Below are 25,295 nucleotides of genomic sequence, written 5' to 3'. Positions count from 1 at the left end.
TTAATCATTTAATTTTTAAACTAAAATCCAAGCTTCTTGAGGAATGCGTTAACCCACCGATTGAAATAATATCCACGCCCAAATCAACATAATCCAAAATATTTTCCTTATTTATTCCACCGGAAATTTCGATTAGTGAATTTTGGCGGATATTTCTATTTTCCAACTCATTTATAACTTCACTTACCTTTAATGCATCCATATTATCAAGCATGACAATGTCTGCATTATTTTCAACACAGGATATCGCATCTTCAAGGCTTTCAACTTCAATTTCTATCTTTTTAGAAAAGCTCACATTTTTTTGTGCCTTTAAAAGGGCATCCAAAGGAGATCCAACTACGGCAATATGATTGTCTTTAATTAAAACCATATCATCAAGACTGAATCTATGAGTATCAGCCCCACCTATTTTTAAAGCCATTTTATCAAATTTACCTATTGCCGGCTGGGTTTTACGGGTACCTGCAATGATAACCTTTCCATCAACCAGGTTTACGTATTCATTAGCGGCACTGGCCACCCCACTCATGCGCATCAATAAGTTTAAAGCAGTTCTTTCAACCAATAAAATGTCCCTTGCATTTCCATAAAGGGACATCAGCAAATCCCCTTTTTTTATTTTATTACCATCACTTAAATGAAATAAAACCTTTACTCTTTTTGATTCGAATAATTCTTTAGCTATGTTAATGCCTGCCAAAATACCTTCGTCTTTTGAAACAATATATGCACGTACTTCTTCATTTTCACCAATAACACTATTTGATGTTATATCACCAAATCCTTCATCCTCATCAAGCATATATTCAAGTATTTTATTCACAAAATCACCTAAAAGTTATATAATTATTAAAGATATATATTTATTCCATAATATAAAATAAGTGATTGAATTATGGAAATTACATTTTTAGGAACCTCTTCTGCAGTCCATTCATATACCAGAAGCCATGCATCAATTGCCCTTAAGGCTTTTGGAGAGATTTTATTATTTGACTGTGGTGAAGGAACGCAAAGACAGTTAATTTATGCAAAAATAAGTCCTATGAAAATCTCAAAGATTTTTATTACCCATTATCACGGAGATCACATACTGGGCATTCCAGGATTGTTGCAGTCAATGAATTTCAGAGGCAGAGAGAATAAATTATATATCTATGGACCGAAAGGCCTGGAAAATTTGCGCCAGGCAATATCCAACCTCGGCTTTCCTAATTTTGATTTTCCCATAGAATGGGTTGAAATTGATAGCGGAACAATCATTGAAAATGAGGAATACGTTATTAAAGCTCAAAGAGTTAAACATAATACACCAACGTTAGCCTATTCAGTTGAAGAGTTGAAAAGACCAAGGTTCTTGCGCCAGAAAGCTATTGATTTGGGAGTTCCTGTGGGACCGGATTTCGGAAAACTCCACAAAGGAATACCTGTTGAAATAGATGGCAAAATCATCCAGCCAGAACAGGTGTTGGGCCCTCCTAGAAAAGGAAATAAAATAACATATTCCGGAGATACACGACCTTGCGAGGAGTTAATAGAATTTGCAAAAGACTCTACACTCCTAATTCATGAATCAACATATAAAGTTGAAGATAAGGACAAGGCAGACGAACATGCCCATTCAACTTCTGTCGATGCTGCCAAAACCGCCCTTTACTCAAACTCAAAAGAGCTGATATTGACCCACATAAGTGCAAGATATACTGATGTCAGTGATTTGCTTGAAGAAGCCAAGGAAATTTTTGAAAATACAAAAATCGCCGAAGATTTGATGAAAGTGGAGCTATAATATGAATATTCCAACAGACATAGTTCAAACATTTATAAGAATTATTGTGATTATAGTACTGACAACAATCATATCAAAAATAATCACAAAGATATTGAATAAAATGAATCGTTTTAAAGACGATATGACTGGAATATATTTAATAAGAGACATTATTGTATATATTATCTATTTCATAGCATTAATGGACATATTGAGACTATTCGGAATTAATTTATACGGCACATTATTAAGTTTAGGTATTGTAGGTATTGCTGTGAGCCTTGCGGCAAAAGACATAATATCCAATCTATTCTCAGGAATAATCCTAATAATCGGCAAAAGCATTAAAGTAGGAGATACGATTGAGATAAATAAAACAAAAGGGGTTGTTGAACAGATCCACTTACGGACAACTACCATTAAAGATGATGACGGCATCATCAGCAACATTCCAAACTCAACTCTTACAAATAACTTATTTAAACTATATAAAGCTCCGGAAAAATACCGTATCAATATATTTGCAGGCTTACCGTTAAATATTGACCTTGATGAATTCAGTTCATACATTATTGAAAAAATCAATAAATTGGACGGAGTTCTGGATGAACCAAAACCTAGAATATATGCAAAAGATATAACATTTGAACAGACAAATATTAAAATATCATTTTGGATAAAAGATTATAATAATAAAGATGATTACAAATTAATTATTACAAATGATGTGAGAAAATTTACTAAATAGGTGAAAATTATGAGCAGCGCATTACATGAAGAAATAAATCAGTTGAAAGAAGAAAAAAATGCAATAATCCTTGCACACAACTATCAGCCAAAAGAAATTCAGGATATTGCTGATTTTTTAGGTGATTCTTTAGAATTATGTATAAAAGCATCCGAAATTGACGATAAGGATTTAGTTGTATTTTGTGGTGTGGATTTCATGGCAGAAACCGCATACATTTTAAATCCGGATAAAAAAATCGTTATTCCAGATTTGAATGCAGAATGCCCTATGGCCCATATGTTACCTGAAGAAGAATTACTGAAAGCTAAAGAAGAACATCCTGATGCAGGAGTTATTTTATATGTTAATAGTATTGCTGAGGCAAAGCAACATGCAGACACCCTATGTACATCAGCAAATGCCGTTAAAGTAACTGAAAGCTTACCTCATGATAAAATCCTATTCGGACCGGACAATAATTTAGGATCCCATGTTCAGAAAAAGATAGATAAGGAGATTATTCCAACTCCAAAAGGAGGACACTGTTATGTTCACAAATTATTCCATATTGAGGATGTTGAACTTAAAAGAAAGGAATATCCTAATGCGATTATAATTTGTCACCCAGAATGTAATATGAATGTGCAGGAAGCCTGTGATGAAGTATTGTCCACAGGAGGAATGTTGAAGTTTATTGCGGAAAGTGATGCTGAAGAATTTGTAATCGGTACTGAAATTGATATGATTACAAGAATAAACTCAGAAATTCCTGGAAAAAAATTATATCCGTTGCTTGAAGGTGCAATTTGTGAAACGATGAAGCTTCACACATTAGAAAAAGTAAGGGATGCACTTAAAACAGAATCTCCCGAAGTTGTTGTACCGGATGAAGTTGCAAGCAAATCCCTAAAAGCAGTACAGCACATGCTTGACGCATCAAAATAGCTAGATTAATTCTAGCTTTAAACTTTTTTTATAAGGAATCCAGAAATTCCTTAATCTCATCTTCTATTTTATAAATATATTCTAATTGATTAGGTTCATCACTAGTATTCAAAAATATAATTTGCGAACCCTTAACCATTTTATATAGAGGTATTGAATCATATTCTGGGATGTAATAGTTATTATTATCAATGCTTACTATCAATAATTTACATTTAATCCTGTCCAAGTAATTTTCCAAATTAAATTCTGCTAAAAAATCATTACGTAATTTAATATCATAAATATCATAAAACAAACCATAATCGGAGAAGTTTTGCATAGCCAAATCAATTTCATCAGTAGACATCCTATTGAAGTGCTGTCTTGAAAAGCTAATCAAATAATGAAGTTGTGAAATTGAAATAAGAACCTCAGACAGTGATTCATCATAAATATCAGAATAATACTTTGGAGATGATTCAATAATACTATTGGCTAATCTTGTAAAGATGTATTTGTATCCGGAACTTTTATAAGCGCTTCCAAAATGAATTACAAATTCCATATCGTCGGGATAAAAAATAGACCAGCCTAATGCCTCATATCCACCAAAAGAATGACCAATGATTCCTTTTATTTTTTTAATTTCCGGAAATTTTTCTGTTATGAGTTGTTTTCTAAAATTAACCAAATCTTCAATTACATAATTAGGGAAATCATACTTTAAACCTGTTGTCGATGGAGAGCATGACTCTGGAAACCCAAGAGAAGTGATTGATATGAAAAAATAATCATCATAATTAAAAAGCTTGTCTCGACCAATCAACTGATGAAAATCAGAAATGGATGAATAATTGCCTTCAAAACCGTGGCAAAATATGATGGCATTAACAATATTGCCTTCATCATCATATTTAGGCGTTCCAACAACACCATACTCAATAGGAACATCTCTAAAAACGTATCCCGAAGATAATTCGAATTCATCAAAAATGTGAATCTCATTTCTTAAAAAATATTTTTCATTTTCCATATTAAATACCGGATAAACTTATTATAATATAAAATTTTTTAAAAAAAATATATAAATATTTTCATGAACTTTTAAATGTATAATTTTGTATATTTAAAAGAATAATTACATATCCTCTAAAAAACTAGAAAGAAAAACATTCATTTCTATTTCTTCACGAGCAATGAAGTCATCCAGTCTGATTTTGGCAATTTCACTTTGGAAAGGGAAAAAATCCTTGAAATGAAGGCGAATATTTAAAATATCCCCATCAACAGATGTTTCCTCTTCCAGATTTTCATTTAAAAAATCCATCTGATTTTGAAGCAGTCCGCTAACCTCATAGTCGATATATGGCATTTCAGCATTTTCATCAAAGTTTGTAACCTTTACAATCATGTTTATACCCCAAATTCCTTCATGAAATTTGACAACTCATCGGAGATATTTTCAAGTTCATTAAAGCACAAATGACCTAATTCAGAATCCATAATAATAAGCTGAGAATCCTTAATCATTCGAGACATCGGAATACCGTCAAGTTCAGGAGGGAAATGAGGATCTTGAGCACATGAAATAATGAAAACCTTGGATGTGATTTTTCCCAAATCATTCTCAATATCATAATTCATACAGGCCTCATTGCAATATTTAACATCATAAATATCCAAAAACAGACTTTCCTCACCAAACTCTTCGAAGTTTTGAGACAATTCCTCTTTTGGAGTGGCTCTTAATGCCTCTTTTGAAAGACCGAAATTAAATTCCGCCAAACTGGCAAGCTTTAATGTTCTTTTGAGTGATTCATTGACAATTCCTTTTTCGTAGTTTTCATCGGAAGTGATTATTTCATCTACAAACTTGGATAATATGTAATCATGACCTGCAACCTTATAGCTGCTGACACCAGGCATTATAAAATCTGCAAAATCAGGATATAAAATAGCTGAAGTCAAAGCGACAAAACCCCCCATGGAATTTCCGATGATGCCCAAAACATGAGTCAAATTAAATTTCTCAGCTAAAAATTGCTTTTGAAAGTTTACCACATCTTCAATAGAATATTTAGGGAATTTATTCTTTAAATTAGTTGAAGATGGTGAGCATGATCCCGGAGATCCAAGAGCGGAAATGGATATGAAAAAATATTTGTTTTCATCAAATGGCGCATTTTCATACATTAACGGAAAAATCTTTTTTGCTGATGTAAAATTACCTAAAGAACCATGACAATAAATTATTGCATTTGTAATAATGTTTCCATCATATTTTGGAGTTCCGAATGTCATATACTCCACATCAACATCATTTAAAACTTCCCCATTTGAAAACTCAAATGAATCCATAACATACATTTCCCTTTTTTCTTCAAAATATTCATCTTCACACATTTTAAATCCCACGATTATTTTACTAAAAATAATTTTTTAAAACAAAATATTTAAATTAATCTAACCAATGTAAAAAGTAATGAAATATAAAATTCTTGAAAAACCAGAATGTGAAAAAGCATATGAATTAGTTGAAGAGGCCTTGCGTAAAAGAGCGACAATAACTATTTTTGCATGCTGCAGAGTTGAATATGAAGGACGTGCTTTAAGTCAGCTTAATTGGGGAGAACGTATAATATTAATAAAACCTGACGGTTCTTTTTTAATACATCAGGATAAAAAAGTGGAACCTGTTAATTGGCAGCCTCCAAAATCAAAAACAAGATGTTATTTAAGCGGAGACAGATTAATACTTGAAAGCCATAGAAGAACCCCTAAAGAATTCTTAAGTGTTGAAGTAAGACAAGTCCAGTTTATCAGTTATGCCAATATCGAAGACTTTGAAGAGCTTGAACAGGCAGGATATGAAAAAGACATGAGCGATATGATCATGGAAAGGCCCCACCTTATTGAAGAAGGATTTACACCCAAAACAAGAGAATATGGTGTTGAACATGGTTTTATTGACATTTTAGGAAAAGACAGCGATGGAAATTTAATGGTTTTGGAACTTAAAGCCCGTAAAGCTGGAGTTAATGCCGTTAAACAAATCAGAAGATACCTGCAGGACTTGGAAAACACAGACAATGATTACCTGAAAGAATGCAAGGTTCAAAAAAAGAAAATAAGAGGTATACTCGTTGCACCATCACTTATGGAAGATGCCCGTGAAATGATTGAAGAGGAAGGCATTGAATTTGTAAGTGTTGAACCTCCTCGAGAATTGAAAAGAGATAAAAAAATAACATTGGATGCATTTTAATTTAAAACGGCATCATCAATTCTTTTCATTTCATCTTCATAATATTTTTTAGTATGTTCATTGGCCGGAATGGAAGTTGTTACATGACATTCCTTTTCCAATTTATAAATGAGATAATTTTCATCATCCAAATCTATTGTTGAATTTTCATCCAATAACTCCAGATTATCCAATTCATCAATAATATTGTCAAATTCTTTTTGTTCAAGTTCAATAACATCTTCAAGATCCATATCCTGGATTTTAGGGTTCAATTGAAAAGCAATAGCTACAAAACCGTTAACTGTTTTATTTGAAATATCAAACTGAGACTTTCTGATTTCATCCATACTGAATTTTATATGAGTTATTGTTGGTTTTGTAACAGGAATTTCTTTTGATAAACCGATTTGATTAATTTCATAATTATTTTTCCAATTTCCTAGCTTGTAAACTGCATAATTAATATCATTAACGTTAATTTTATTATCCTCAGACATTGTATCATATCTCCAATATTATATTATAATTTAAATATTATAAGTAATATAATTAAATTTTAATGGAGGTTAATCTGTGAAAAAATGTCCTGAATGTGGAAATCCTAGTTATGATGGTGCTCCGGTTTGTGGAAATTGTGGATATAAATTCCCTAAACCTAAAGTAAAAGCTCCTATGCAAGAGGATATCTTTGAAGATAGGCCAATAATTAATAAAAGTGGAAATGAACCAAGTACACTTGAGATTATTAAAGATAATAAAATTGTTATTGGAGCAATATTGCTTATTACTTTAATTGTAATTGGTATAATTATAGCTACAGGACCAACTACCAACAATTCAACTAAAGTTGAAGGATTGAATAAGTTTACAGATGCTAATGCTTCATTTTCATACCCATCCAATTGGAAAGATATAAATGGAAGTGATGAATTACATTCTGGTGCAATCTTTTTAGAAGGTAGCAATGGTACTGAAATAGAGTATTATAACGTTACTAGTGAATTTTCATCAATATATCAAATAAATACCGAAAGAATAAGTTCTGCTCAAGAAAATGGTGCTTACGTCAATACGATTCAAACACTCCAAATTGATGGAAAAAATACATCTAATGTTATTTTGGAAAATGCTGACGGTACATTTACAAGATATGTATCACTGCTCAATAACGGTAACTTATATGTATTTAAAGTAAATGGAAAATCACTGAATGATACAACATCCAGTGAAATTGAATCTGTATTGCAATCAGTACATATTGGATAGTATGAATTAACTTCATACTCTTCAATTTAATTTTTTTAGTATACAATGAGTAAAATAAAGATAGCTTTATGTCAAATGAATGTAGTTGACAATAAGCAAAAAAACATATTGAACGCAACTTCAATGATAAATGAAGCTGCTAGTTTAAATTCTAATTTTATTGTTCTTCCAGAAATGTTTAACTGCCCATATTCCAATGATAAATTCGTTGAATATGCAGAAGAAGAAAATCAAAGCCCCACACTTAACGCCATTTCCAAACTAGCCGAAAAACATGACACATATATTTTGGCCGGATCAATACCTGAAAAAGAGGATTCTGAAATATTCAACACCAGCTACCTCTTTGATAAAAATGGTGAAATAATTGCAAAACACAGAAAGATGCATTTGTTTGACGTTGATGTCAAAGGAGGAATCTATTTTAAAGAATCAGACACATTAACGCCAGGAAATGAATTTAATGTCTGTGAATGTGATTTTGGAAAAATCGGGCTTGGAATATGTTATGACGTCAGATTTCCCCAACTAGCTCAAATAAATGTCGAAAAGGGTGCTGAGGTATTATTTTATCCGGGAGCATTCAATATGACAACAGGACCTGCCCACTGGGAACTTCTTTTTAGGTCAAGAGCTTTGGATAATCAGGTATTTTGTGTTGGTGTTGCTCCTGCATTGAATGAATATGCAAGCTATCACAGCTATGGCCATTCAATTGTTGTCAATCCATGGGGCGAAGTTATTTGTCAGTTAGGCCAAAAAGAAGAACTCAAAATTGTTGAAATAGATTTAGACGAAATAAAAAAAGTAAGGAATGAAATTCCTATTTTAAAAAATAAAAGAAATGATTTGTATGAAATAATTGAAAAATAATTATTTCATCTTATTTAATCTGTCAACAAACCATTTTTCTTTTCCAGGTTTTTTTACAGACAATACATCAATAGCTTTTTCTAAAACAGCCACTTCAGCATCATAATCATTTAATTTTCTATATAAAATAGCCAATCTTTTATATGGAGCGTCCTTATCACTTTCAGATTGAACATATTTTTCATACTCTTTTATTGCCTTTTGAGGATTGGTTTTTTCCATTTCCTTAATTGTTTTCATAGGGATTGTGCTGACCACAACTTTTCCTTCAGATTTAGCTTTTTGAAGTTTTTCAGCCTTTTTAAGAGCTTTTTTACAAGATTTCTTAAAGTCTTCATCTTTTTCTGCCCTTCTTGCTTTTTTAATCAATGCAATTGATTCATCTGTAGCCAAATCAGCACATGCATGAATAGTGGCTAATCTAACTCCCCAATCTTCATCATCCAATCCTTTAGCAATTACATCCAAGTAATCATCAGCCTGAAGTTCACCCAAAGCACGGATTGAAACTTTTCTAACACCAAAGTCTTCATCACTTACTGCTTCGGCAAATAGAGGAATAGCTTTTTCATTATTAGTTTCTTTTAAAGCGAATGCTAAAAATCTTTTGTTTTTACCGGATTCGGATGTGAATTTAGAAACCAATCTGTCAAATGCAACATTGCCCATATTTCCTAAAATTTCTGCAGCTTTAAATCTGACTTGTGCACTTTCATCTGTTGTAGCTTCAATCAATGGGTCAATAGCCGCTTCATCAGTTACGCCAATTAATGATTCGATAGCTTCTTTTCTAATACTTACATCTTCGTTTTGAAGATTTTCAATCGCTTCAGTCATTGTTAAATTAGACATTTTTATAACCTCTAATATCAATATATTAATTATTAATTTTGAAAATATATAATCTTTAATACAAACAGAAAATTGGTTACTATGATTCATGAGCAGACAAAAAATTATTCAAAAAAGGCCATATACAAAACCCTGCATCCATGGGTGAGAGAGTGGTTTGACAACAAATTTGATGATTTTACGCCTGCACAGAAAAGATCAATTGTAGAAATCCACAAAAACAAAAACATTTTAGTTTCATCACCGACAGGTTCAGGTAAGACATTGACCTCATTTTTATCAATTATCAGTGAGCTTACAACATTATCCGAGAAAGGGCGTCTTGAGGATAAGGTTTACTGTATCTACATTTCTCCCCTGAAAGCGCTGGATAACGATATCGAGAAAAACTTAGAAGAACCCCTTCGTGAAATTGAAGAAATTGCAGGTAAACCCTTAGGAATCAGAAAAGCTGTCAGAACAGGAGATACAACCCAATACCAAAGGCAGAAAATGCTTAAAGTTCCGCCACATATCCTGATTACTACACCTGAGACATTGTCAATTCTTCTTGTTGCTCCAAAGTTCAGGGAGAAATTAAGCCATGTCAAATATGTTATCATTGATGAAATACATTCTTTAGCTGAAAATAAGCGTGGAGTTCATTTAAGCCTATCATTGGAAAGATTACAGCATTTAGTCGGTAATTTTACAAGAATCGGCCTTTCAGCAACGGTCAGTCCGCTTGATGAAATCGCACGTTTTTTAGTCGGATATGAATATGGCGTCGAAAGGGAATGTGAAGTCGTCAATATCGATTATTTAAAGGATTTGGATATGGAAGTGATGTGTCCGGTAAGCGACATTACGATTGCCGATGAAGAGGACACGAGAATGGGAACATACAGTCTTCTTGATGACCTGATTCAGGAAAACAAGACAACATTAATCTTTACAAATACACGTAGCGGAACCGAAAGATTCGTCTATAACCTGAAAAAGATGTTTCCAATGAACTATAATGATGAAAACATCATGGCACACCATTCCTCCCTTTCAAAATCCGTCAGACTGGAAACTGAAAACAAATTAAAAGAAGGAAAACTGAAAGCGGTCGTTTCATCAACATCCCTTGAACTGGGTATTGACATCGGTTATATTGATTTGGTTGTGCTCATTAACTCTCCAAAATCAGTTTCACGTGCACTTCAGAGGATTGGGCGAAGCGGACACAGGCTACATGAAAAGTCAAGGGGAAAAATCATTGTAACCGACAGGGATGATCTGGTTGAATGTTCCGTTCTTTTAAAGAATGCCAAAGAGGGAAAAATCGACAGGATACAGATTCCAAAAAACTGTTTGGACGTTCTCGCACAGCACATTTATGGAATGAGTATTGAAAACATATGGGATATTGATTATGCCTATGATGTCATTAGAAAAAGCTATTGCTATAAAGACTTATCAAGAGACGATTATGAGGATGTTTTAAGTTATATGGCCGGAGAATATCCTCAGCTTGAAGAGAGATATGTCTATGCAAAGATTTGGATTGATTATGATAAGAAAACATTTGGTAAAAGAGGCAAATTGGCAAGAATGCTTTATTCAACAAATATCGGTACCATCCCCGACAGTTCAGGAGTTTTAGTAAAATGCGACGGAGAAACTGTGGGCAAGATTGAAGCCGAATTTATGGAAAGGCTGAAAAAAGGAGATACTTTTGTTTTAGGAGGAAATACCTATAGATTCAATTATGGTAAGGGCATGACAATCAATGTTTCACCGTCCAGCGGTCCTCCGACAATACCATCATGGTTTTCACAGCAATTGCCGTTGTCATTTGATTTGGCAATGGACATACAGCGTTTTAGGGCACATATGGATTCAATGTTTCAGTACAGACGAAGCAAAGAAGAAATTATGGAATTTATCTACGATTATCTTTACGTTGATGATTTTGCGGCCAATTCCATATATGAATATTTTGTTGAACAGTTCAAGTATGCTCAGATTCCAAGCAACAGGAAAATGCTGATAGAGTATTACCGTGGTTTTGGTGGAAGACGCTTTGTAATATTTCATAGTTTGTTTGGAAGAAAGGTGAATGATGCACTCTCCCGTGCAGTAGCTTACTTGGTAGCAAGAAGATACAATATGAATGTCACGATATCCATATCTGACAATGGATTTTACTTAAGTTCGGACAGTAAAATTGGCGGACTTGAATCATTCAAGGAATTGACTCCGGAAAATTTCCGCCCGATACTTACACAGTCACTTGAAAAGACAGAAACCTTAGCAAGCAGATTCAGACACTGCGCCGGACGTTCATTAATGACTCTCAGAAGATATAAGGGAGAATCAAAATCCGTTGGTCGCCAGCAGGTCCGGGGAAAGATATTGCTTAAATTCGTTCAGGAAATGGATGAAAATTTCTCAATATTGAAGGAAGCTAAAAGGGAAGCTCTCGAAGATTATATGGACATTGAAAATGCTCAAAAGGTAATAGAATGGATTGCATCAGAAGACATGGAAATAAAAACAATAAATACTGTAATTCCAACGCCATTCGCATTCAATCTAGTTTCACAAGGCTATCTTGATGTTTTAAATCAGAACGATAGAGCAGAATTTACAAAAAGAATGCATTTGGCAGTGCTTGAAGAAATCAAGAACAAACTAACCGATTTATATTAACAAATAATATTTAATAATGAAAAGATATAAATAACCTTAAAAAAAATAATATTCTAGTTAAATTCTAAAAGGTGAAATAATGACTAAATGGAGTGCAGTGATTATTGGTTTTATATTAGCAATGTTTGTTCAACTGTTCTTTGGACGTTATGAATTTATAGGATTATTAATTGTTGGATTCATTGTAGGTTATATTGCCCATTCCGGAGCAGCGGGAGGACTTTGGAATGCAGCAGTTGCCGGAGCATTCGGTACAATAGTATCTGCAGTACTTTTCATCATACTTGTTACGGTAGGAAGCAGTGCTACCGGAATTCTGGGAGGACTTACCGGTTTTACAGTTTCTGGAATCACCAGTTTAATTGAAGTTGCAAAAGAAATCATTTACTATGCAATAGTAATGGGGATTACCGGAGCAGTAGGCGGAGCTATTTCATCAAAAAAAGAATAGGGGAGAAAATATGGAGTTATTTACTGATATTGATTGGAAATCATTAATTATTGGTGCAGCCATAACTGCTGCAATAATTATTGTTGCGTCACATGGCTATGATTGGTTATACGTATTCTCAGCCATTGGAATAATATATGTTGGATATACAGCTAAAAACATTAAATATGGAACTATCCTTGGTGCTGTTGCTGCAACACCTATTGTTATTTTAGCATTTCAAGGAACATTAGGAACATTTTCAGGATTTTTCGCAACAGAAACTGGAATAATTACTTCAACAATACTTATTCTTCTTGTAGGAGCATTTATCGGTTTTGTTGGTGCATGGGGTAAAAGAGACCGCATTAAAGCAAAAGAAGAATATGAGAAAAAACAGAAAATCGGAAAAAATAAAAATAAAAATAAAAAGAAAAATAATAACTAAATTATGTTATTATTTTTTCTAATTCATCTCTTTCTATACCATTTTTAATTTCTAAAGCAATTCTTCTACCCATACTCATCGGTTTGCCGTAGGTTAAGTATGAGTAAGGAGATCCGTCCATGAAAGTGTTTGTACCACCATCAGTTCTTGCACTAATTTCAAAACAAATAACTTCCAGGTTATCGTTTACTAAAGTTTGCATACAGAACGGTCCGTTTAATCCCGGTGCAACTAATTTTTTAGCGCTTTCAGTTAATTTATCAGCGATATCGAATACTTGCGGAAGTAATGATTCTCTGATTACTGCAGGGTGGTTACCGGTTACAACATAGGAAGGGCTTAAATCAATGTCCAATTGGTCTTTTGCAGGCATTCTTACAAAACCATCGATACTTGATTCATATCTTGTATCCATTCCCATTAATTCAACGGTATCATCCAAAGCGGAGTAGAAATAGTGTATACAGTAATTACAACCTGAAACATATTCTTCAATGTGTGCTGCCTCAACATCAGAGTCTTCTAACCATCCACGTGATTTCATAGCTTCGATTTTAGCATCGAATTCTTCTGTGGAGGATGCTACAAAGTAACCTCTTCCTCCTCTTGCTCCAGGGAATTTGACCATTACCGGTCTGTCGATTTGGTCAGGACTGTCATATTTATAAGGGATACGGACATCACCTTCAACAAGCAATGCTCTTTCCTTATCTCTTTCAGCTTCCCATCTTAAAACATCCCTATTACCGAACATAGGGACATTGAATTTATCTTCAACGTTATCCAAACCGGCATATGCTACAAAAGAACCGTGTGGAATTACAATTGCATTCATATCTCTTAATTGTTGTTGAACATCTTCATTTACGATGTCTTTGAATTCATCGACAATGATATATTCGTCAGCAACGCCAAACCTTTGATATGGTATTTCTCTTCCTTTTTGACAAACAATAGCTGTTCTGAAACCTTCTTCTTTAGCACCCTGTAAAATATGTAAAGAAGTGTGGCTTCCAAGGGTAGCGATAGTTATTTCATCTTTATCATATTTACTTAAAATCTCCAAAATGTCTTCTTTTTTAACTTGACCCATAAATATCAATCCTCGAAGATGATGATATTATTTATATTTTTATAAATTAATAACTCTTTTTATTTGAAAATTTAAATGTTATAATAAACAGAGTATATTTGAGGAAAACGTTATGTTAATAGGATTAATTTCAGACACCCATATTCCAGACAGGGCAAGAGTGATACCGACAAAAGTTTTAGAGTCATTTGAAGATGTTGATTTGATAATGCATGCTGGAGATTTAACAACGACTGACGTTATTGACGAATTGGAAAAAATAGCTCCAGTAATTGCCATACAGGGAAATATGGATAGAGTTGCAGGACTTGATTTGCCAAAAGCAAGAGTAATTGAGTGCGAAGGCGTTAAAATTGGAGTGGCGCATGGAGAAGTCTATCCAAGAGCAGATACTCAGCAATTATTATATCTGGCAAAACAATTGGACGTTAATATCCTGGTTACCGGCCATTCCCACCAGCCAAAAATAGAACAGGTTGAAGATGTGCTGCTTTTAAATCCCGGAAGTCCAATCGTTCCCAGACTTGCCGACAGGACTGTGATGTTACTTGAAATTAATAATAAAAATGTTGATGTTGAAATAGTTAAAATCGGTGCGCCGGTATGTGCTGCGCTTGATTTTAGTCAATACCCGGAGGAATGAACTATGGGCAGCAAATGGCAGATGGAGAGAAAAAAAGACCCTTATTATAAAAGAGCCAAATCAGAGGATTATCGTTCAAGAGCATCTTATAAACTTAAACAGCTGGATAAAAAATATAAAATCATTAAACAGACAAATACGGTTGTTGATTTGGGAGCGGCCCCTGGCGGATGGTCACAGGTAGCCTTAGAAAAAGTAGGTGAAGAAGGCATTGTAGTTGGTGTTGACTTAAATCATATAAGAGCCCTTCCGGAAGAAAATTACTACAGAATAAAAGGAGATTTCACCACACAGGAAGTTCAGGATAAAATCATGCGTGTAATTGGTGGAAAGGCCAAAGTGGTAATGAGTGACGCATCACCGGAATTGTGCGGCATTAAAAACCTGGACCAGTTAAGATCAATTGATTTGACAAATGCAGTTATCGGAATAGCTGACAATATCCTAGAACAAAAAGGAAATCTTGTTATGAAAGTATTTCAGGGCCCAGAATATAAGGAAATGCTTGACGGACTTAAAAGGAAATTCAGACAGGTTAAAACAACCAAACCACCGTCATCACGTAAAAAAAGCTCTGAAATGTATGTTGTCGGTTTAGGTTACAAACATCGTGTGAAAAAATAGAAATCGTGCATAAAACGGAACTTAATAGGGAATTAATAAAATATGAATAACCAGGCACAATGGAATTCTATTCTAACATTTATCTTAGCCATGATTGGATTAACCATTGGAATAGGTAATATCTGGCGTTTCAGTTATGTGCTATATTCCAATGGAGGGGGATCCTTTTTCATACCGTATGTTATTGCAATAATCATCATGGGAATTCCATTTTTAATTTTGGAATACGGATTGGGTTTTAGTTTTAAGGCAAGCTTCTCAAAATTGATGCGCAGTATACGTCCCGAATTTGAAATTATCGCATGGATGGTAGTTTTATTCGTGTTTATCGTTGTAATATACTACATGGTTATTTTGGGCTGGGATTTTGTATATTTACTAAATAGTTTCAATTTCGGATGGGGAGATAATCCAGCTTCCTTTTTCACAAACAGTGTGGGAGGAAGTGCAAATTTAGCCAACGCAACATCATTCATTATTCCAACACTAACTTGCACATTGATTTTATGGGTGATTTTTTGGTTCGTATCATATAGAGACATCGATAAAGGAATAGGAAGATTATCCACAGTTTTAATTCCACTGTTATTCATATTAATGATACTCATTATCATTTATGCATTTACGCTGCCAAATTCTGAATTAGGGATTATTACATTGCTTACTCCAGATTGGTCGGCTTTATCGAATATAAATATTTGGCTTGCGGCATTTGGACAGATAATATTTACTTTAAGTATAGGACAGGCCATGGTATATACTTATGCAAGTTATCTGCCTAAAAACACGAAATTAGTCGATGAGGTATTGTTGGTTGTAGTTACAAACTCATTATATGAGATATTTGTTGCATTGGGAGTATTCTCCATACTGGGATACATGTCCTCCATTTCCACAATACCAGTGAATGAACTGATTAGTGAAGGTACGGGATTGATATTTGTAGTATTTCCTCAGATTTTTAATGAAATGGGATTAATGGGTCATATTATAGCCCCATTATTATTCACTTCCATATTATTTGCAGGAATCACATCTTCATTTGCATTATTTGAACCTATGCTTTCCTCAATGTGCGACAAATTTGGATGGTCCCGTCGAAAAGGAGTTACAATATTAACAATTGTTGCCTGTATCTGTTCAGTCCTCCTTTCAACAGGAATCAGCAGCCATTTAGTTGAAGTCATTGATAGTTTTGTAAACAATTTTGGAATTTTGATTTTAATCGGTGCCCAGGCAATAATATTCGGATGGTTCTACGGTGTTGAAAAAGTAATACCATATTTAAATGAATTTTCAACAATTAAAATGGGTAAAAAATGGATTTTCATAATTAAATATATATTACCAATTCTTTTAATAGCAATATGGATATTCGGTCTTTTTGGATTAGTCGAGAATAGTAATTTGTTTGAAATTGTTGTTGATTTGATTATCACAGTTATTGTAGTTAGCCTTTCAATACTCTTCACAAAAATTAACCGTTCAAACAACCTGCAAAAATAAGAATTTCTAAAAAAAATAAAGAAAAAAGAATTAAAGATTATCAAATGCTTGACGAGCATCTGCCAACTTCTGTTTAGCGAATTCAATCCTACTGTCCACTTCATTTGACGGTTTATCAGCATCAAGTGCAGATTTAACATTATCAATAGCAGAAGAGGCACGTGAAAGTTCTAATTTAGCATCATTATATTTCTGAACATCATTTGTAGTTCCTGAATAATATGTTGATTTAACAGATTCGAACTTGGATTCCAAATCCCCATATTGGGATTTTAACTCAGCCAAATCATCATATTGATTTCCTGAAGATATTTCATCAGTGATTGATTCATTTACGACGCTAAACCCTACATAAGCCACAACAATAATTGTAGCGATAATCATGATAATTCCAACAACGGAAATCAGCATGGATGTGGATTTAAATAAGCTTAATCTTGATTTTCTCATAATTACCTCATCATAAAATAAATATTAATATAATTTTTTATTAATTTAAGTATAAATGTTTTTCTTAATATAACATTATCCCACAAATTAGTTAATTCATTGCCACAACCGTTATTGTATTCTTGAAAAATTATAATTCTCTTCGTTTAAGTTCTTTAGTAATTTCAACTGAATCTGTCGTGAATGGTAATGTAATAGTATTGGCCAAATCTTTAAGGGACTTTTTACCACTTTCCTGTTTTGATTGCTCCATACCTTTGACTATCCATGATGTTATCACTTCATTCTGCGTCATTTTAGATTTAACTGCAAAATCATTGATTTGTTGAATTAACTCATCATCTAACGTTAATGAAATTTGTCTTTTCCTCATTGAAAACACCACATGCCATCTTTGTAACGAAATATGTCAGCAATACTTAAAAAATTTTTTGTGTAAACTAATCTATCCAATTGTTTTTTATGTATGAAAAATTAATGTAATATATAATGAAATCTACTAATAAATCACAAACATCAATTGCGAAATTTGAGGAATTTTTTGCAACCTCATATAAGGATGATGTGTTTGAAATTCTCGAAACGTATCCTGATAACAGATCGCTGACTGTAGATTATAATACATTAGAAGTGTTTGATCCGGACTTGGCTGATTTGTTGATAGATAAACCTGAGGAAGTTATTGAAGCAGCGCAAATAGCTGTTAAAAATATTGATCCATTGGCTAAGGATGCCGATTTGAATATCCGTTTCAAGAATGTGACAAATATCATTCCTTTAAAGATACTGTTGAGTAAATATATTGGAACATTCGTTGCTGCAGAAGGTATTGTCAGGAAAACTGACGAAATAAGACCTCGTATTGAAACTGCAGTTTTTGAATGTAGGGGCTGTATGCGTTTGCATGAAGTGGAGCAGACTTCAGACAGGACAATACTGGAACCTTCCCTATGTGGAGAATGTGGTGGAAGGTCTTTCAGACTGCTTCAGGAAGAATCCCATTATATTGATACTCAAACGGCAAGAATGCAGGAACCTTTAGAAAACTTGTCCGGGGGAACCGAACCTAAACAGATGTTGATGATTTTAGAAGATGATTTAGTAGATGAATTAAACCCTGGAGATAAAGTAAGAATTACCGGTACTTTAAAGACGTTCAGAGAAGAGCGCAGCGGTAAATTCAAGAATTACATTTATGTCAATCATATCGAACCTCTGGAACAGGAATTTGAAGAGCTGCATTTATCAGAAGAAGACGAAGAGGAAATCCTTGAGTTATCAAAAGACCCTAACATTTATGAAAAGATTATTAAATCAACTGCCCCTTCAATCAGAGGTTATCGTGATGTAAAAGAAGCTATTGCATTACAGCTCTTTGGAGGATCTGCAAAACAGCTTGAAGATGAAACCCGTTTAAGAGGAGATATCCACATTCTTATTGTAGGAGATCCGGGTATTGGTAAATCCCAGATTCTTAAATACGTTTCAAAACTGGCTCCAAGAAGTATTTATACAAGTGGTAAAGGTACTACCGGTGCAGGTTTAACTGCAGCTGCGGTTAGAGACGAATTAGGCGGATGGTCTCTTGAAGCAGGTGCACTGGTTTTAGGAGACCAGGGTAACGTATGTGTTGACGAACTGGACAAGATGCGTTCAGAAGACAGATCAGCACTTCACGAAGCTTTGGAACAACAGACCGTTAGTATTGCAAAGGCAGGAATTATGGCAACATTGAATTCAAGATGTTCCGTTCTTGCAGCGGCAAACCCTAAATTCGGAAGGTTTGACAGATTTAAAGTACTAGCTGACCAGATTGAACTGCCACCCCCAATCCTATCTCGTTTTGATTTGATTTTCGTTGTTGAAGATAAACCTAGCAGAAAAGGAGATTCCGAGCTTGCACAGCACATTCTTAATATTCACCAGTCAAATACTGTGAATTATGAAATTGAACCAGATTTGCTTAGAAAATATATCGCTTATGCACGTAAAAACGTTAATCCAGTTTTAAGTGATGAAGCAAATGAAGTATTGAAGAATTTCTATGTTGATACAAGAAACAGTAGCGGCAATACAGAAGAAAACTCCGTTGTTCCAATCACTGCAAGACAGCTTGAAGCTATTATTCGTTTAGCAGAAGCATGTGCTAAAATGAAATTAAAAGAAGTTGTTGAAAAAGAAGATGCTAAAAAGGCAGTGCGCCTACAAATGGCATGTCTTAAAGAGGTCGGAGTAGACCCTGAAACAGGTGAACTTGAAGCAGACATTGTTGGTGGAGGAAGGCCAAAATCCGAAAGGGACAAAATGAGCACACTTGTCGATGAAGTCAAACTGCTTGAAGAGGAATATAACGGCCAAGCTCCGTTAAATGTTTTAAAAAGCAATATGGAAGAAAAGCACGGTGTCAGTGAAGATAAAGTTGAAAATCTAGTCAGAACATTACAGCAAAGAGGAATTCTTTACGAACCTAATTCAGGATACTGGAAAAGAGTATAGGTAAAATTATGCATGGATTGAAAATCAGAGATATAACGATTTTCAACAATAACTTAATAAATGATTAAAATCATAGTTAATATATTATACTTATACTAATTTTTATGGAGCGATAATATGGATAAATATGAAGATTTATTAGAAAGAGCAATAGACCAATTACCTCCTGAAGTATTTGAACACAAAAGATTTAAAATTCCTAAAGCTTATTCAGATATCCAAGGTAATAGAACATTCATTAAAAACTTTAAAGAAGTAAGTGAAGGTTTGAATAGAGACCCTCAGCATTTATTAAAATTTTTAATGAGAGAATTAGGTACTGCAGGTAACGTAGATGGTGCAAGAGCAATATTGCAAGGTAAATTTACCCATTACTTAATTAATGAAAGAATTGAAGATTATGTAGACAAATACGTAATTTGCCATGAATGTAACAGACCAGATACTAAAATTATAAGAGAAGGCAGAATATTCCTATTGAAATGTTCCGCTTGTGGTGCAACCGCTCCGCTTAAACAATTATAATTTTTTATCTTTTTTACTATTTTTTAAATGATTTTTATGTTTTGTATAGAATGTGGAAGCGAAAATAAACAGATGGTGGGAGAAATCTGTATTGATTGTTTTTTAAAGGATTTTCAAATGATAGAAATTCCTAAAAACATTAATGTGGAAATCTGCAGCCATTGTAATAGCCGTCTGGAAGAAGGAAAATGGAGTGAATCATATCTTCCGGAAGAGGAAATCATCTATCGTGCACTGGAGAGAAATATAAAAATCAATGATTTGGTTGAAAACGAAGAAATTAACCTTGAAATAGACCAGATTAAAGGAACAATAGCTAACTGTTTTATTGAAGTTGTCGGTGACGTATATGGAGTTTCAATTGACGAAACACATGATGTGGAAGTAAGAATTCAAAAAACTGTTTGTCCACCATGCAGCAAAATGCAGTCAGGATATTATGAAACCGTAATTCAGTTTAGAGCTGACAATAGAGAGATTAAAACTGAAGAGTATGAAAAAGCCGATGAAATTGTTGCAAGAACACTGGACAAGCAAGCAAAAGTAGACAAATTAGCATATTGTCCTCAAATAGCTAAATTAAAAGAAGGTTATGATTATTATATCGGATCATTTAAAACCGGCCGTAAAGTTGCTGAAGCCTTAAAAGACGAGTTCGGTGGAGTTATCAAAGAATCCCCGAGACTTATAAGTGAAGACAAATCCACCGGAAAAGGACTTTATAGAATTTGGATTTCCGTTAGAATTCCTGAATTTGAAAATGATGACATTATTGAATTTGAAGATAAAATCATACAGGTAACTGACATTGATAAAAACAGAGTTGTTGGAACGGATATTAAAACCGGCAAAAAGCATAATATCCCATTAAAGAATATGGACAATATCAAACTTGTTAAAAAAGCATCAGATATAGAAACTACAACCATACTTTCAATGTCACCGAGAATAATTCAAATTTTAGACCCGAGCGATTATTCAGCAGTTGATATGGAAATGAAAGAAGACTTCAGCGATTATAATATCGGCGATGAAATCAAGATTATTAAAATTGACAATTATATTTACTTAATCAAGTGATAACATGGATATTGAAGAAAAAATTCAGTTAATTGAAGAAGGTACCCTGGAAGTTATAGACACAGAAGAATTAAAAGAAATTCTCAAAAAAGACCAGCCTATAGCTTATACAGGATATGAACCTTCAGGAAAAATCCATTTAGGACATGCCGTAACTGTACAAAAGCTTAAAACATTACAAAAATTAGGTTTTAAAATTAAAATATTGCTTGCAGATTACCACGCATTTTTAAATGGAAAAGGAACCGTTGAAGAGATTGCGCAAACTGCAGAATACAACAAAAAATGTTTCCAGGCATTAGGACTTGATGAAACCACTGAATATGTTTTAGGTTCATCATTTCAGTTAGATGCAGATTATACAGATAAAGTTTATCAATTAGCTACAATGACCACATTAAAAAGAGCAAGAAGAAGTATGGATCAGGTAAGCCGTGCAGACGATAATCCTAAAGTAGCCAGTGTAATCTATCCAATCATGCAGACTGTAGATATGGCTGCTCTGGAAGTTGACATTGCATTAGGAGGTATGGAACAGAGAAAAATCCAAATGTTAGCACGTGAAAACCTTGAAAAAATTGGTGAAAATGTTCCTGTATGTATCCACACCCCATTATTGCATGGTCTTGACGGTGACGCTAAAATGTCTTCAAGCAAAGGCAATTATATTGCAGTAGACGATTCCGTTAAAGAAATTACTAAAAAAATCAATAAAAGTTACTGCCCACAGGGAGAAATTGAAGGCAATCCAATGATTGAAATTGCAGAAACTTTTGTTTATCCAAATCAAGATACTTTACTTATTAAAAGACCTGAAAAGTTCGGCGGAGATATTGAATTAACTCATGACGAATTGATCAAAGAATTTGGTGAAGGCAACTTACACCCAATGGATTTGAAAAATGGAATTAAAGATTTCTTAATTGAATTCTTTGCACCTGTAAGAGAATATATGGAGGAAAATTAAATGGAAGAAGAAGAATATCAAATGGGAATACCAAATGGTGTTGGAGAAGCTATGCTTGCACATGCAATTGATAAATTTGATGTGAAACTCGAACAGACCGAATTTGGCCCTAAACTCATCGGTTCTTATGAAGAACTTGAAAAAGCAAAACAATTCTTGGCAGATGCCATTGCTGAGAGATTAAAAGAATTAGAAGGATAATTATCCTTCAATTTACTATTTTTTTATTAAATTTTTTTACAAAAACTTTTCAACTTCTGCCATATACTCTTCAGCATTATTAAACTTCTCTTCAGCATCTTCTTTAAAAAAAACTGCAAGAGAATCATAACTAGTATCTCTCCTCATAGCTCTAGCGTCAGTTAAATATCCAAAAATTTCACTATCAAAATCACCATCGCGAATAAATTCACGACCGAATACTCTCACTAGACCTTCATGAGTTTAAACTGTATAATCTTTAGTAAGTAATAATGCTTTAGATGCACTATACATGGCATAATAAGAATGAGTAATTGAATCCCTATATTGGCCGGCATCTAACAATATTTTGGCTGATTTAAGTTCGTATCTAGCTAAACTTAATTCAGCATCAATTTTCTTATACGGCTCATTATCCAACAAGAACCACACCTTCATTTAATACATTAGTTAAAAATGGATAATTTATTGTTTTATTGAAATGTTCTTCAGTCATCAAATGAGCGGAAATCAATTCATCTTTTTCTAAAACAATATCAACAACAATTTTATTTATATCTTTCCTAATATCCCTAGCGATTGGAGAAACAATTAAAATATCAATATCGGATTCTTCAGTATCTTCTTCACGAGCAACAGAACCAAATACAATTATCTTTACAATATCTTCAGAATTTATAAGTTCTGCAAACTCTCTAGCAATCTCCATTCTATTATTCATCAAAATCACCAAAGACTAGTTTATTCTATAAAACAATATCAACTTCATTAATAATAAATATTTTCAAACTGAGTCTATGAAAAAAATTTGCCTAAAAATAATCAGAAATTTTCAAAACGTATTCCATATATTACAATTTTAATAAATTTAACAGTGCAAAGTTTTTGGACGAACAGAAAAAGTTGTTGCGGAAATATTTGGTACTACACCACCAAATATTACCATGCATTTTTCAAATATCGTTCAGGAAGAAGAGCTTGACAAAAAAAACAATCATAAAATCAAACGAGCTATTTAAAGACCAATCTGAATTTAGTAAGGAATCCTTACTAAACTCTAAAAAAGGCGGAAGACATGAAATATGGTATAATTTAGATGCAATGATACCAATTGGATATAGAATCAACTCTAAAGAAGCAACAAATATTATTAAATAAAAAATATTGATATTTAATCAATATAAAGCAAGATTTAATTTACCAAAAAAATAAGAAAAATCATGGCAAATTCACAAATTTAAGATTAATTCCATCATCGATTTTTAGCAATGCCACAGAAGCATTTGACTTAATGGGCCTGTTTGAACTTCCAGGATTAATCAAGTGCATTTCATTAACTATTTCATGATTTGGCTTATGGGTATGGCCGCTTACAACAATATCTGCACCATATTTTAAACCAGATTCATACAAATCTTTTTTGTCTCCATGAACCAAAAGAATCTTTTTGTCTTGAGCTTCAATTAGTTCATATTTTTCCAAATCCAAATTGTCATTATTTCCCAATACCGCAATGACTGGAGCAATTTTGCTTAAATCATCCAATACATCCTGAACAGTAATGTCTCCGGCATGCAAAATCAAATCCACACCATCAAAGATTTCAAATATTTTTTCTGGAAGTTTTCCTCTTTTGGGAGTAATGTGTGTATCTGAAATCAATCCGATTAACATAAATAAACCTTATAAATTAAAAAAAGAAAATTGGAATTAGCCTTCAGCATCCCAATCAATGAAATTATTTACTCCACGCACATACCAGCAATCAGGACACATTTCCTCACTGTCATCAACATATGTTCCGCAAACAGGACATTCCCACATAGCTATCACCTTGCATTAAACACATCTTTATAACAATATAACCATCCAAATATATAAAGTTATTGAATGCAATCCCTGCATAATCCCACATGAGGCGCTACAGCTTTTTTAATGTCTGATGAAACCTTATTGACACCATTATTAGCATCAATTATCTCATGATTGAAGTCTTTAATGATTTTTAAATAATTATCCTTAACATTAGCTAAAAATTCCTCATTTTCAAATTCATCCTCACCAGACGTTCTTGCTACAGAGGTTTTTACATCCAAATCCAAAAGTAAAACCAAATCCGGCTTTTTGGCATATTTATTAAGTTCAGCAATCCATTCAGCATGTTCCTGATAAGCCAAACTTGAAATAAATGATCTGTCTGATAAAATCACTTTTTTATCGTTTGATAACTCATCCATTATAAGCATCCTATCTGCTGCAAAAAGCAATCCCAAAGTTTTTTGAACCCTGTCAGTAGATGCATCGCTTCTTTGTAGGATTTTTCTAATCAATTGACCAATTTCAGATCCGGTTGGCTCAACAAATGTTTCTACTTCATATCCATTGGCTTCCAGCCATTCTTTCAGAAGTTCTATTTGTGTGGATTTTCCAGCACCATCAATTCCTTCAAAAACAATATACATAAAAATACTTTGATAAAAATAT

General features: G+C 33.4%; 32 protein-coding genes. 18 read left to right on the top strand and 14 right to left on the bottom strand.

From position 1 onward, the window contains the following. Positions 1-4: 4 nt before the first annotated feature. Entirely contained in the window at positions 5-826 is an 822-nt protein-coding gene (gene nadC, locus ACKI44_RS07240; protein ID WP_407422979.1) for a carboxylating nicotinate-nucleotide diphosphorylase, read from the bottom strand. Between the two features lie 72 nt (positions 827-898). Here nadC and rnz point away from each other — a divergent pair, with 72 nt between their 5' ends. From rnz to nadA, 3 genes are read left to right on the top strand one after another with little or no spacing between them, the layout of a single operon-like run. Next, on the top strand, positions 899-1,792 hold the full coding sequence (gene rnz, locus ACKI44_RS07235; RefSeq protein ID WP_407422977.1) for a ribonuclease Z: 894 nt from the start codon (positions 899-901) through the stop codon (positions 1,790-1,792). Between the two features lies 1 nt (position 1,793). Further along, positions 1,794-2,522, top strand: coding sequence for a mechanosensitive ion channel family protein (locus ACKI44_RS07230; RefSeq protein ID WP_407422975.1), 729 nt, complete (start codon positions 1,794-1,796; stop codon positions 2,520-2,522). Positions 2,523-2,531: 9 nt separating this feature from the next. Then, positions 2,532-3,449 (top strand): quinolinate synthase NadA, encoded by a 918-nt coding sequence (gene nadA / locus ACKI44_RS07225; protein ID WP_407422973.1) that lies wholly within the window; start codon positions 2,532-2,534, stop codon positions 3,447-3,449. A gap of 28 nt (positions 3,450-3,477) precedes the next feature. On the opposite strand, the gene ACKI44_RS07220 is transcribed toward nadA, so the two are convergent. The 3 genes from ACKI44_RS07220 to ACKI44_RS07210 form a co-directional block, all read right to left on the bottom strand. After that, positions 3,478-4,464 (bottom strand): alpha/beta fold hydrolase, encoded by a 987-nt coding sequence (locus tag ACKI44_RS07220; protein WP_407422971.1) that lies wholly within the window; start codon positions 4,462-4,464, stop codon positions 3,478-3,480. Positions 4,465-4,569: 105 nt separating this feature from the next. Then, complete coding sequence (locus tag ACKI44_RS07215; protein WP_407422969.1) at positions 4,570-4,842, bottom strand: DUF5750 family protein; 273 nt, start codon at positions 4,840-4,842, stop codon at positions 4,570-4,572. 2 nt (positions 4,843-4,844) lie between these two features. Further along, the gene (locus tag ACKI44_RS07210) at positions 4,845-5,834 is read right to left on the bottom strand and encodes an alpha/beta fold hydrolase (RefSeq protein WP_407422967.1); all 990 of its coding nucleotides are present in this window, start codon (positions 5,832-5,834) and stop codon (positions 4,845-4,847) included. A gap of 79 nt (positions 5,835-5,913) precedes the next feature. On the opposite strand from ACKI44_RS07210, the gene nucS reads away from it, so the two are divergent. Next, entirely contained in the window at positions 5,914-6,696 is a 783-nt protein-coding gene (gene nucS, locus ACKI44_RS07205) for an endonuclease NucS (RefSeq protein ID WP_407422964.1), read from the top strand. Here the strand turns inward: nucS and ACKI44_RS07200 are convergent. Further along, entirely contained in the window at positions 6,693-7,175 is a 483-nt protein-coding gene (locus ACKI44_RS07200) for a hypothetical protein (protein ID WP_407422962.1), read from the bottom strand. The two genes, nucS and ACKI44_RS07200, sit on opposite strands and share 4 nt — an antisense overlap. 76 nt (positions 7,176-7,251) lie before the next feature. On the opposite strand from ACKI44_RS07200, the gene ACKI44_RS07195 reads away from it, so the two are divergent. Together ACKI44_RS07195 and ACKI44_RS07190 are read left to right on the top strand one after the other, a co-directional pair. Beyond that, on the top strand, positions 7,252-7,944 hold the full coding sequence (locus ACKI44_RS07195) for a zinc ribbon domain-containing protein (RefSeq protein ID WP_407422960.1): 693 nt from the start codon (positions 7,252-7,254) through the stop codon (positions 7,942-7,944). Positions 7,945-7,989: 45 nt separating this feature from the next. Further along, a complete protein-coding gene (locus ACKI44_RS07190) occupies positions 7,990-8,817 on the top strand; it encodes a carbon-nitrogen hydrolase family protein (RefSeq protein WP_407422958.1) in 828 nt (275 codons plus the stop codon). Here the strand turns inward: ACKI44_RS07190 and ACKI44_RS07185 are convergent, their stop codons facing one another. After that, entirely contained in the window at positions 8,818-9,669 is an 852-nt protein-coding gene (locus ACKI44_RS07185) for a HEAT repeat domain-containing protein (protein ID WP_407422956.1), read from the bottom strand. Positions 9,670-9,750: 81 nt separating this feature from the next. Between ACKI44_RS07185 and ACKI44_RS07180 the strand changes: the two genes are divergently transcribed. The 3 genes from ACKI44_RS07180 (at position 9,751) to ACKI44_RS07170 (ending at position 13,226) form a co-directional block, all read left to right on the top strand. Next, positions 9,751-12,348, top strand: coding sequence for an ATP-dependent helicase (locus ACKI44_RS07180; RefSeq protein ID WP_407422954.1), 2,598 nt, complete (start codon positions 9,751-9,753; stop codon positions 12,346-12,348). Positions 12,349-12,427: 79 nt separating this feature from the next. Beyond that, entirely contained in the window at positions 12,428-12,799 is a 372-nt protein-coding gene (locus ACKI44_RS07175; RefSeq protein WP_407422952.1) for a DUF5518 domain-containing protein, read from the top strand. 10 nt (positions 12,800-12,809) lie between these two features. Beyond that, positions 12,810-13,226 (top strand): hypothetical protein, encoded by a 417-nt coding sequence (locus ACKI44_RS07170; RefSeq protein WP_407422950.1) that lies wholly within the window; start codon positions 12,810-12,812, stop codon positions 13,224-13,226. A 1-nt stretch (position 13,227) separates the two neighbouring features. Here ACKI44_RS07170 and ACKI44_RS07165 read toward each other — a convergent pair whose 3' ends face one another. Then, positions 13,228-14,319 carry a formate--phosphoribosylaminoimidazolecarboxamide ligase gene (locus tag ACKI44_RS07165; protein ID WP_407422948.1) on the bottom strand — a complete coding sequence of 364 codons (1,092 nt, stop codon included), beginning with the start codon at positions 14,317-14,319 and terminating at the stop codon, positions 13,228-13,230. Positions 14,320-14,431: 112 nt separating this feature from the next. Here ACKI44_RS07165 and ACKI44_RS07160 point away from each other — a divergent pair, with 112 nt between their 5' ends. From ACKI44_RS07160 to ACKI44_RS07150, 3 genes are read left to right on the top strand one after another with little or no spacing between them, the layout of a single operon-like run. After that, the gene (locus ACKI44_RS07160; protein WP_407422946.1) at positions 14,432-14,962 is read left to right on the top strand and encodes a metallophosphoesterase; all 531 of its coding nucleotides are present in this window, start codon (positions 14,432-14,434) and stop codon (positions 14,960-14,962) included. Between the two features lie 3 nt (positions 14,963-14,965). Further along, positions 14,966-15,586, top strand: coding sequence for an RlmE family RNA methyltransferase (locus ACKI44_RS07155; RefSeq protein WP_407422944.1), 621 nt, complete (start codon positions 14,966-14,968; stop codon positions 15,584-15,586). A 42-nt stretch (positions 15,587-15,628) separates the two neighbouring features. Next, the gene (locus tag ACKI44_RS07150; protein ID WP_407422942.1) at positions 15,629-17,092 is read left to right on the top strand and encodes a sodium-dependent transporter; all 1,464 of its coding nucleotides are present in this window, start codon (positions 15,629-15,631) and stop codon (positions 17,090-17,092) included. Between the two features lie 30 nt (positions 17,093-17,122). Here ACKI44_RS07150 and ACKI44_RS07145 read toward each other — a convergent pair whose 3' ends face one another. Then, the gene (locus ACKI44_RS07145) at positions 17,123-17,542 is read right to left on the bottom strand and encodes a hypothetical protein (RefSeq protein ID WP_407422940.1); all 420 of its coding nucleotides are present in this window, start codon (positions 17,540-17,542) and stop codon (positions 17,123-17,125) included. Between the two features lie 130 nt (positions 17,543-17,672). Continuing rightward, positions 17,673-17,915: a hypothetical protein gene (locus ACKI44_RS07140; RefSeq protein ID WP_407422938.1), complete on the bottom strand. Its 243-nt coding sequence runs from the start codon at positions 17,913-17,915 to the stop codon at positions 17,673-17,675. A 116-nt stretch (positions 17,916-18,031) separates the two neighbouring features. Between ACKI44_RS07140 and mcm the strand changes: the two genes are divergently transcribed. The 5 genes from mcm (at position 18,032) to ACKI44_RS07115 (ending at position 22,811) form a co-directional block, all read left to right on the top strand. Beyond that, complete coding sequence (gene mcm, locus ACKI44_RS07135) at positions 18,032-20,038, top strand: minichromosome maintenance protein MCM (protein WP_407422936.1); 2,007 nt, start codon at positions 18,032-18,034, stop codon at positions 20,036-20,038. A 117-nt stretch (positions 20,039-20,155) separates the two neighbouring features. Further along, positions 20,156-20,563 (top strand): translation initiation factor IF-2 subunit beta, encoded by a 408-nt coding sequence (locus tag ACKI44_RS07130; protein WP_292797071.1) that lies wholly within the window; start codon positions 20,156-20,158, stop codon positions 20,561-20,563. A 27-nt stretch (positions 20,564-20,590) separates the two neighbouring features. Next, positions 20,591-21,643 (top strand): 60S ribosomal export protein NMD3, encoded by a 1,053-nt coding sequence (locus ACKI44_RS07125; protein WP_407422934.1) that lies wholly within the window; start codon positions 20,591-20,593, stop codon positions 21,641-21,643. 4 nt (positions 21,644-21,647) lie between these two features. After that, entirely contained in the window at positions 21,648-22,610 is a 963-nt protein-coding gene (locus ACKI44_RS07120; protein ID WP_407422932.1) for a tyrosine--tRNA ligase, read from the top strand. Continuing rightward, complete coding sequence (locus ACKI44_RS07115) at positions 22,611-22,811, top strand: hypothetical protein (protein ID WP_407422930.1); 201 nt, start codon at positions 22,611-22,613, stop codon at positions 22,809-22,811. It abuts the gene before it with no gap. A 36-nt stretch (positions 22,812-22,847) separates the two neighbouring features. Here the strand turns inward: ACKI44_RS07115 and ACKI44_RS07110 are convergent, their stop codons facing one another. Genes ACKI44_RS07110 through ACKI44_RS07100 form a run of 3 tightly spaced genes read right to left on the bottom strand, consistent with a single transcriptional unit; the run spans position 22,848 to position 23,532 of the window. After that, positions 22,848-23,039, bottom strand: coding sequence for a hypothetical protein (locus ACKI44_RS07110; protein WP_407422928.1), 192 nt, complete (start codon positions 23,037-23,039; stop codon positions 22,848-22,850). Positions 23,040-23,054: 15 nt separating this feature from the next. Next, complete coding sequence (locus tag ACKI44_RS07105; RefSeq protein ID WP_407422926.1) at positions 23,055-23,234, bottom strand: HEPN domain-containing protein; 180 nt, start codon at positions 23,232-23,234, stop codon at positions 23,055-23,057. After that, positions 23,224-23,532, bottom strand: coding sequence for a nucleotidyltransferase domain-containing protein (locus ACKI44_RS07100; RefSeq protein ID WP_407422924.1), 309 nt, complete (start codon positions 23,530-23,532; stop codon positions 23,224-23,226). The genes ACKI44_RS07105 and ACKI44_RS07100 overlap by 11 nt, the downstream gene beginning before the upstream one ends. A 257-nt stretch (positions 23,533-23,789) precedes the next feature. Here ACKI44_RS07100 and ACKI44_RS07095 point away from each other — a divergent pair, with 257 nt between their 5' ends. Further along, a complete protein-coding gene (locus ACKI44_RS07095) occupies positions 23,790-23,969 on the top strand; it encodes a hypothetical protein (protein WP_407422922.1) in 180 nt (59 codons plus the stop codon). A gap of 60 nt (positions 23,970-24,029) precedes the next feature. Here the strand turns inward: ACKI44_RS07095 and ACKI44_RS07090 are convergent, their stop codons facing one another. Beyond that, a complete protein-coding gene (locus ACKI44_RS07090; RefSeq protein WP_407422920.1) occupies positions 24,030-24,485 on the bottom strand; it encodes a YfcE family phosphodiesterase in 456 nt (151 codons plus the stop codon). Positions 24,486-24,694: 209 nt separating this feature from the next. Continuing rightward, the gene (gene tmk / locus ACKI44_RS07085) at positions 24,695-25,273 is read right to left on the bottom strand and encodes a dTMP kinase (protein WP_407422918.1); all 579 of its coding nucleotides are present in this window, start codon (positions 25,271-25,273) and stop codon (positions 24,695-24,697) included. Positions 25,274-25,295: the final 22 nt, after the last annotated feature.

Source organism: Methanobrevibacter sp. (assembly GCF_045646205.1).
Lineage (GTDB): Archaea > Methanobacteriota > Methanobacteria > Methanobacteriales > Methanobacteriaceae > Methanocatella.
This window is presented reverse-complemented; position numbering and strand designations above follow the sequence as displayed.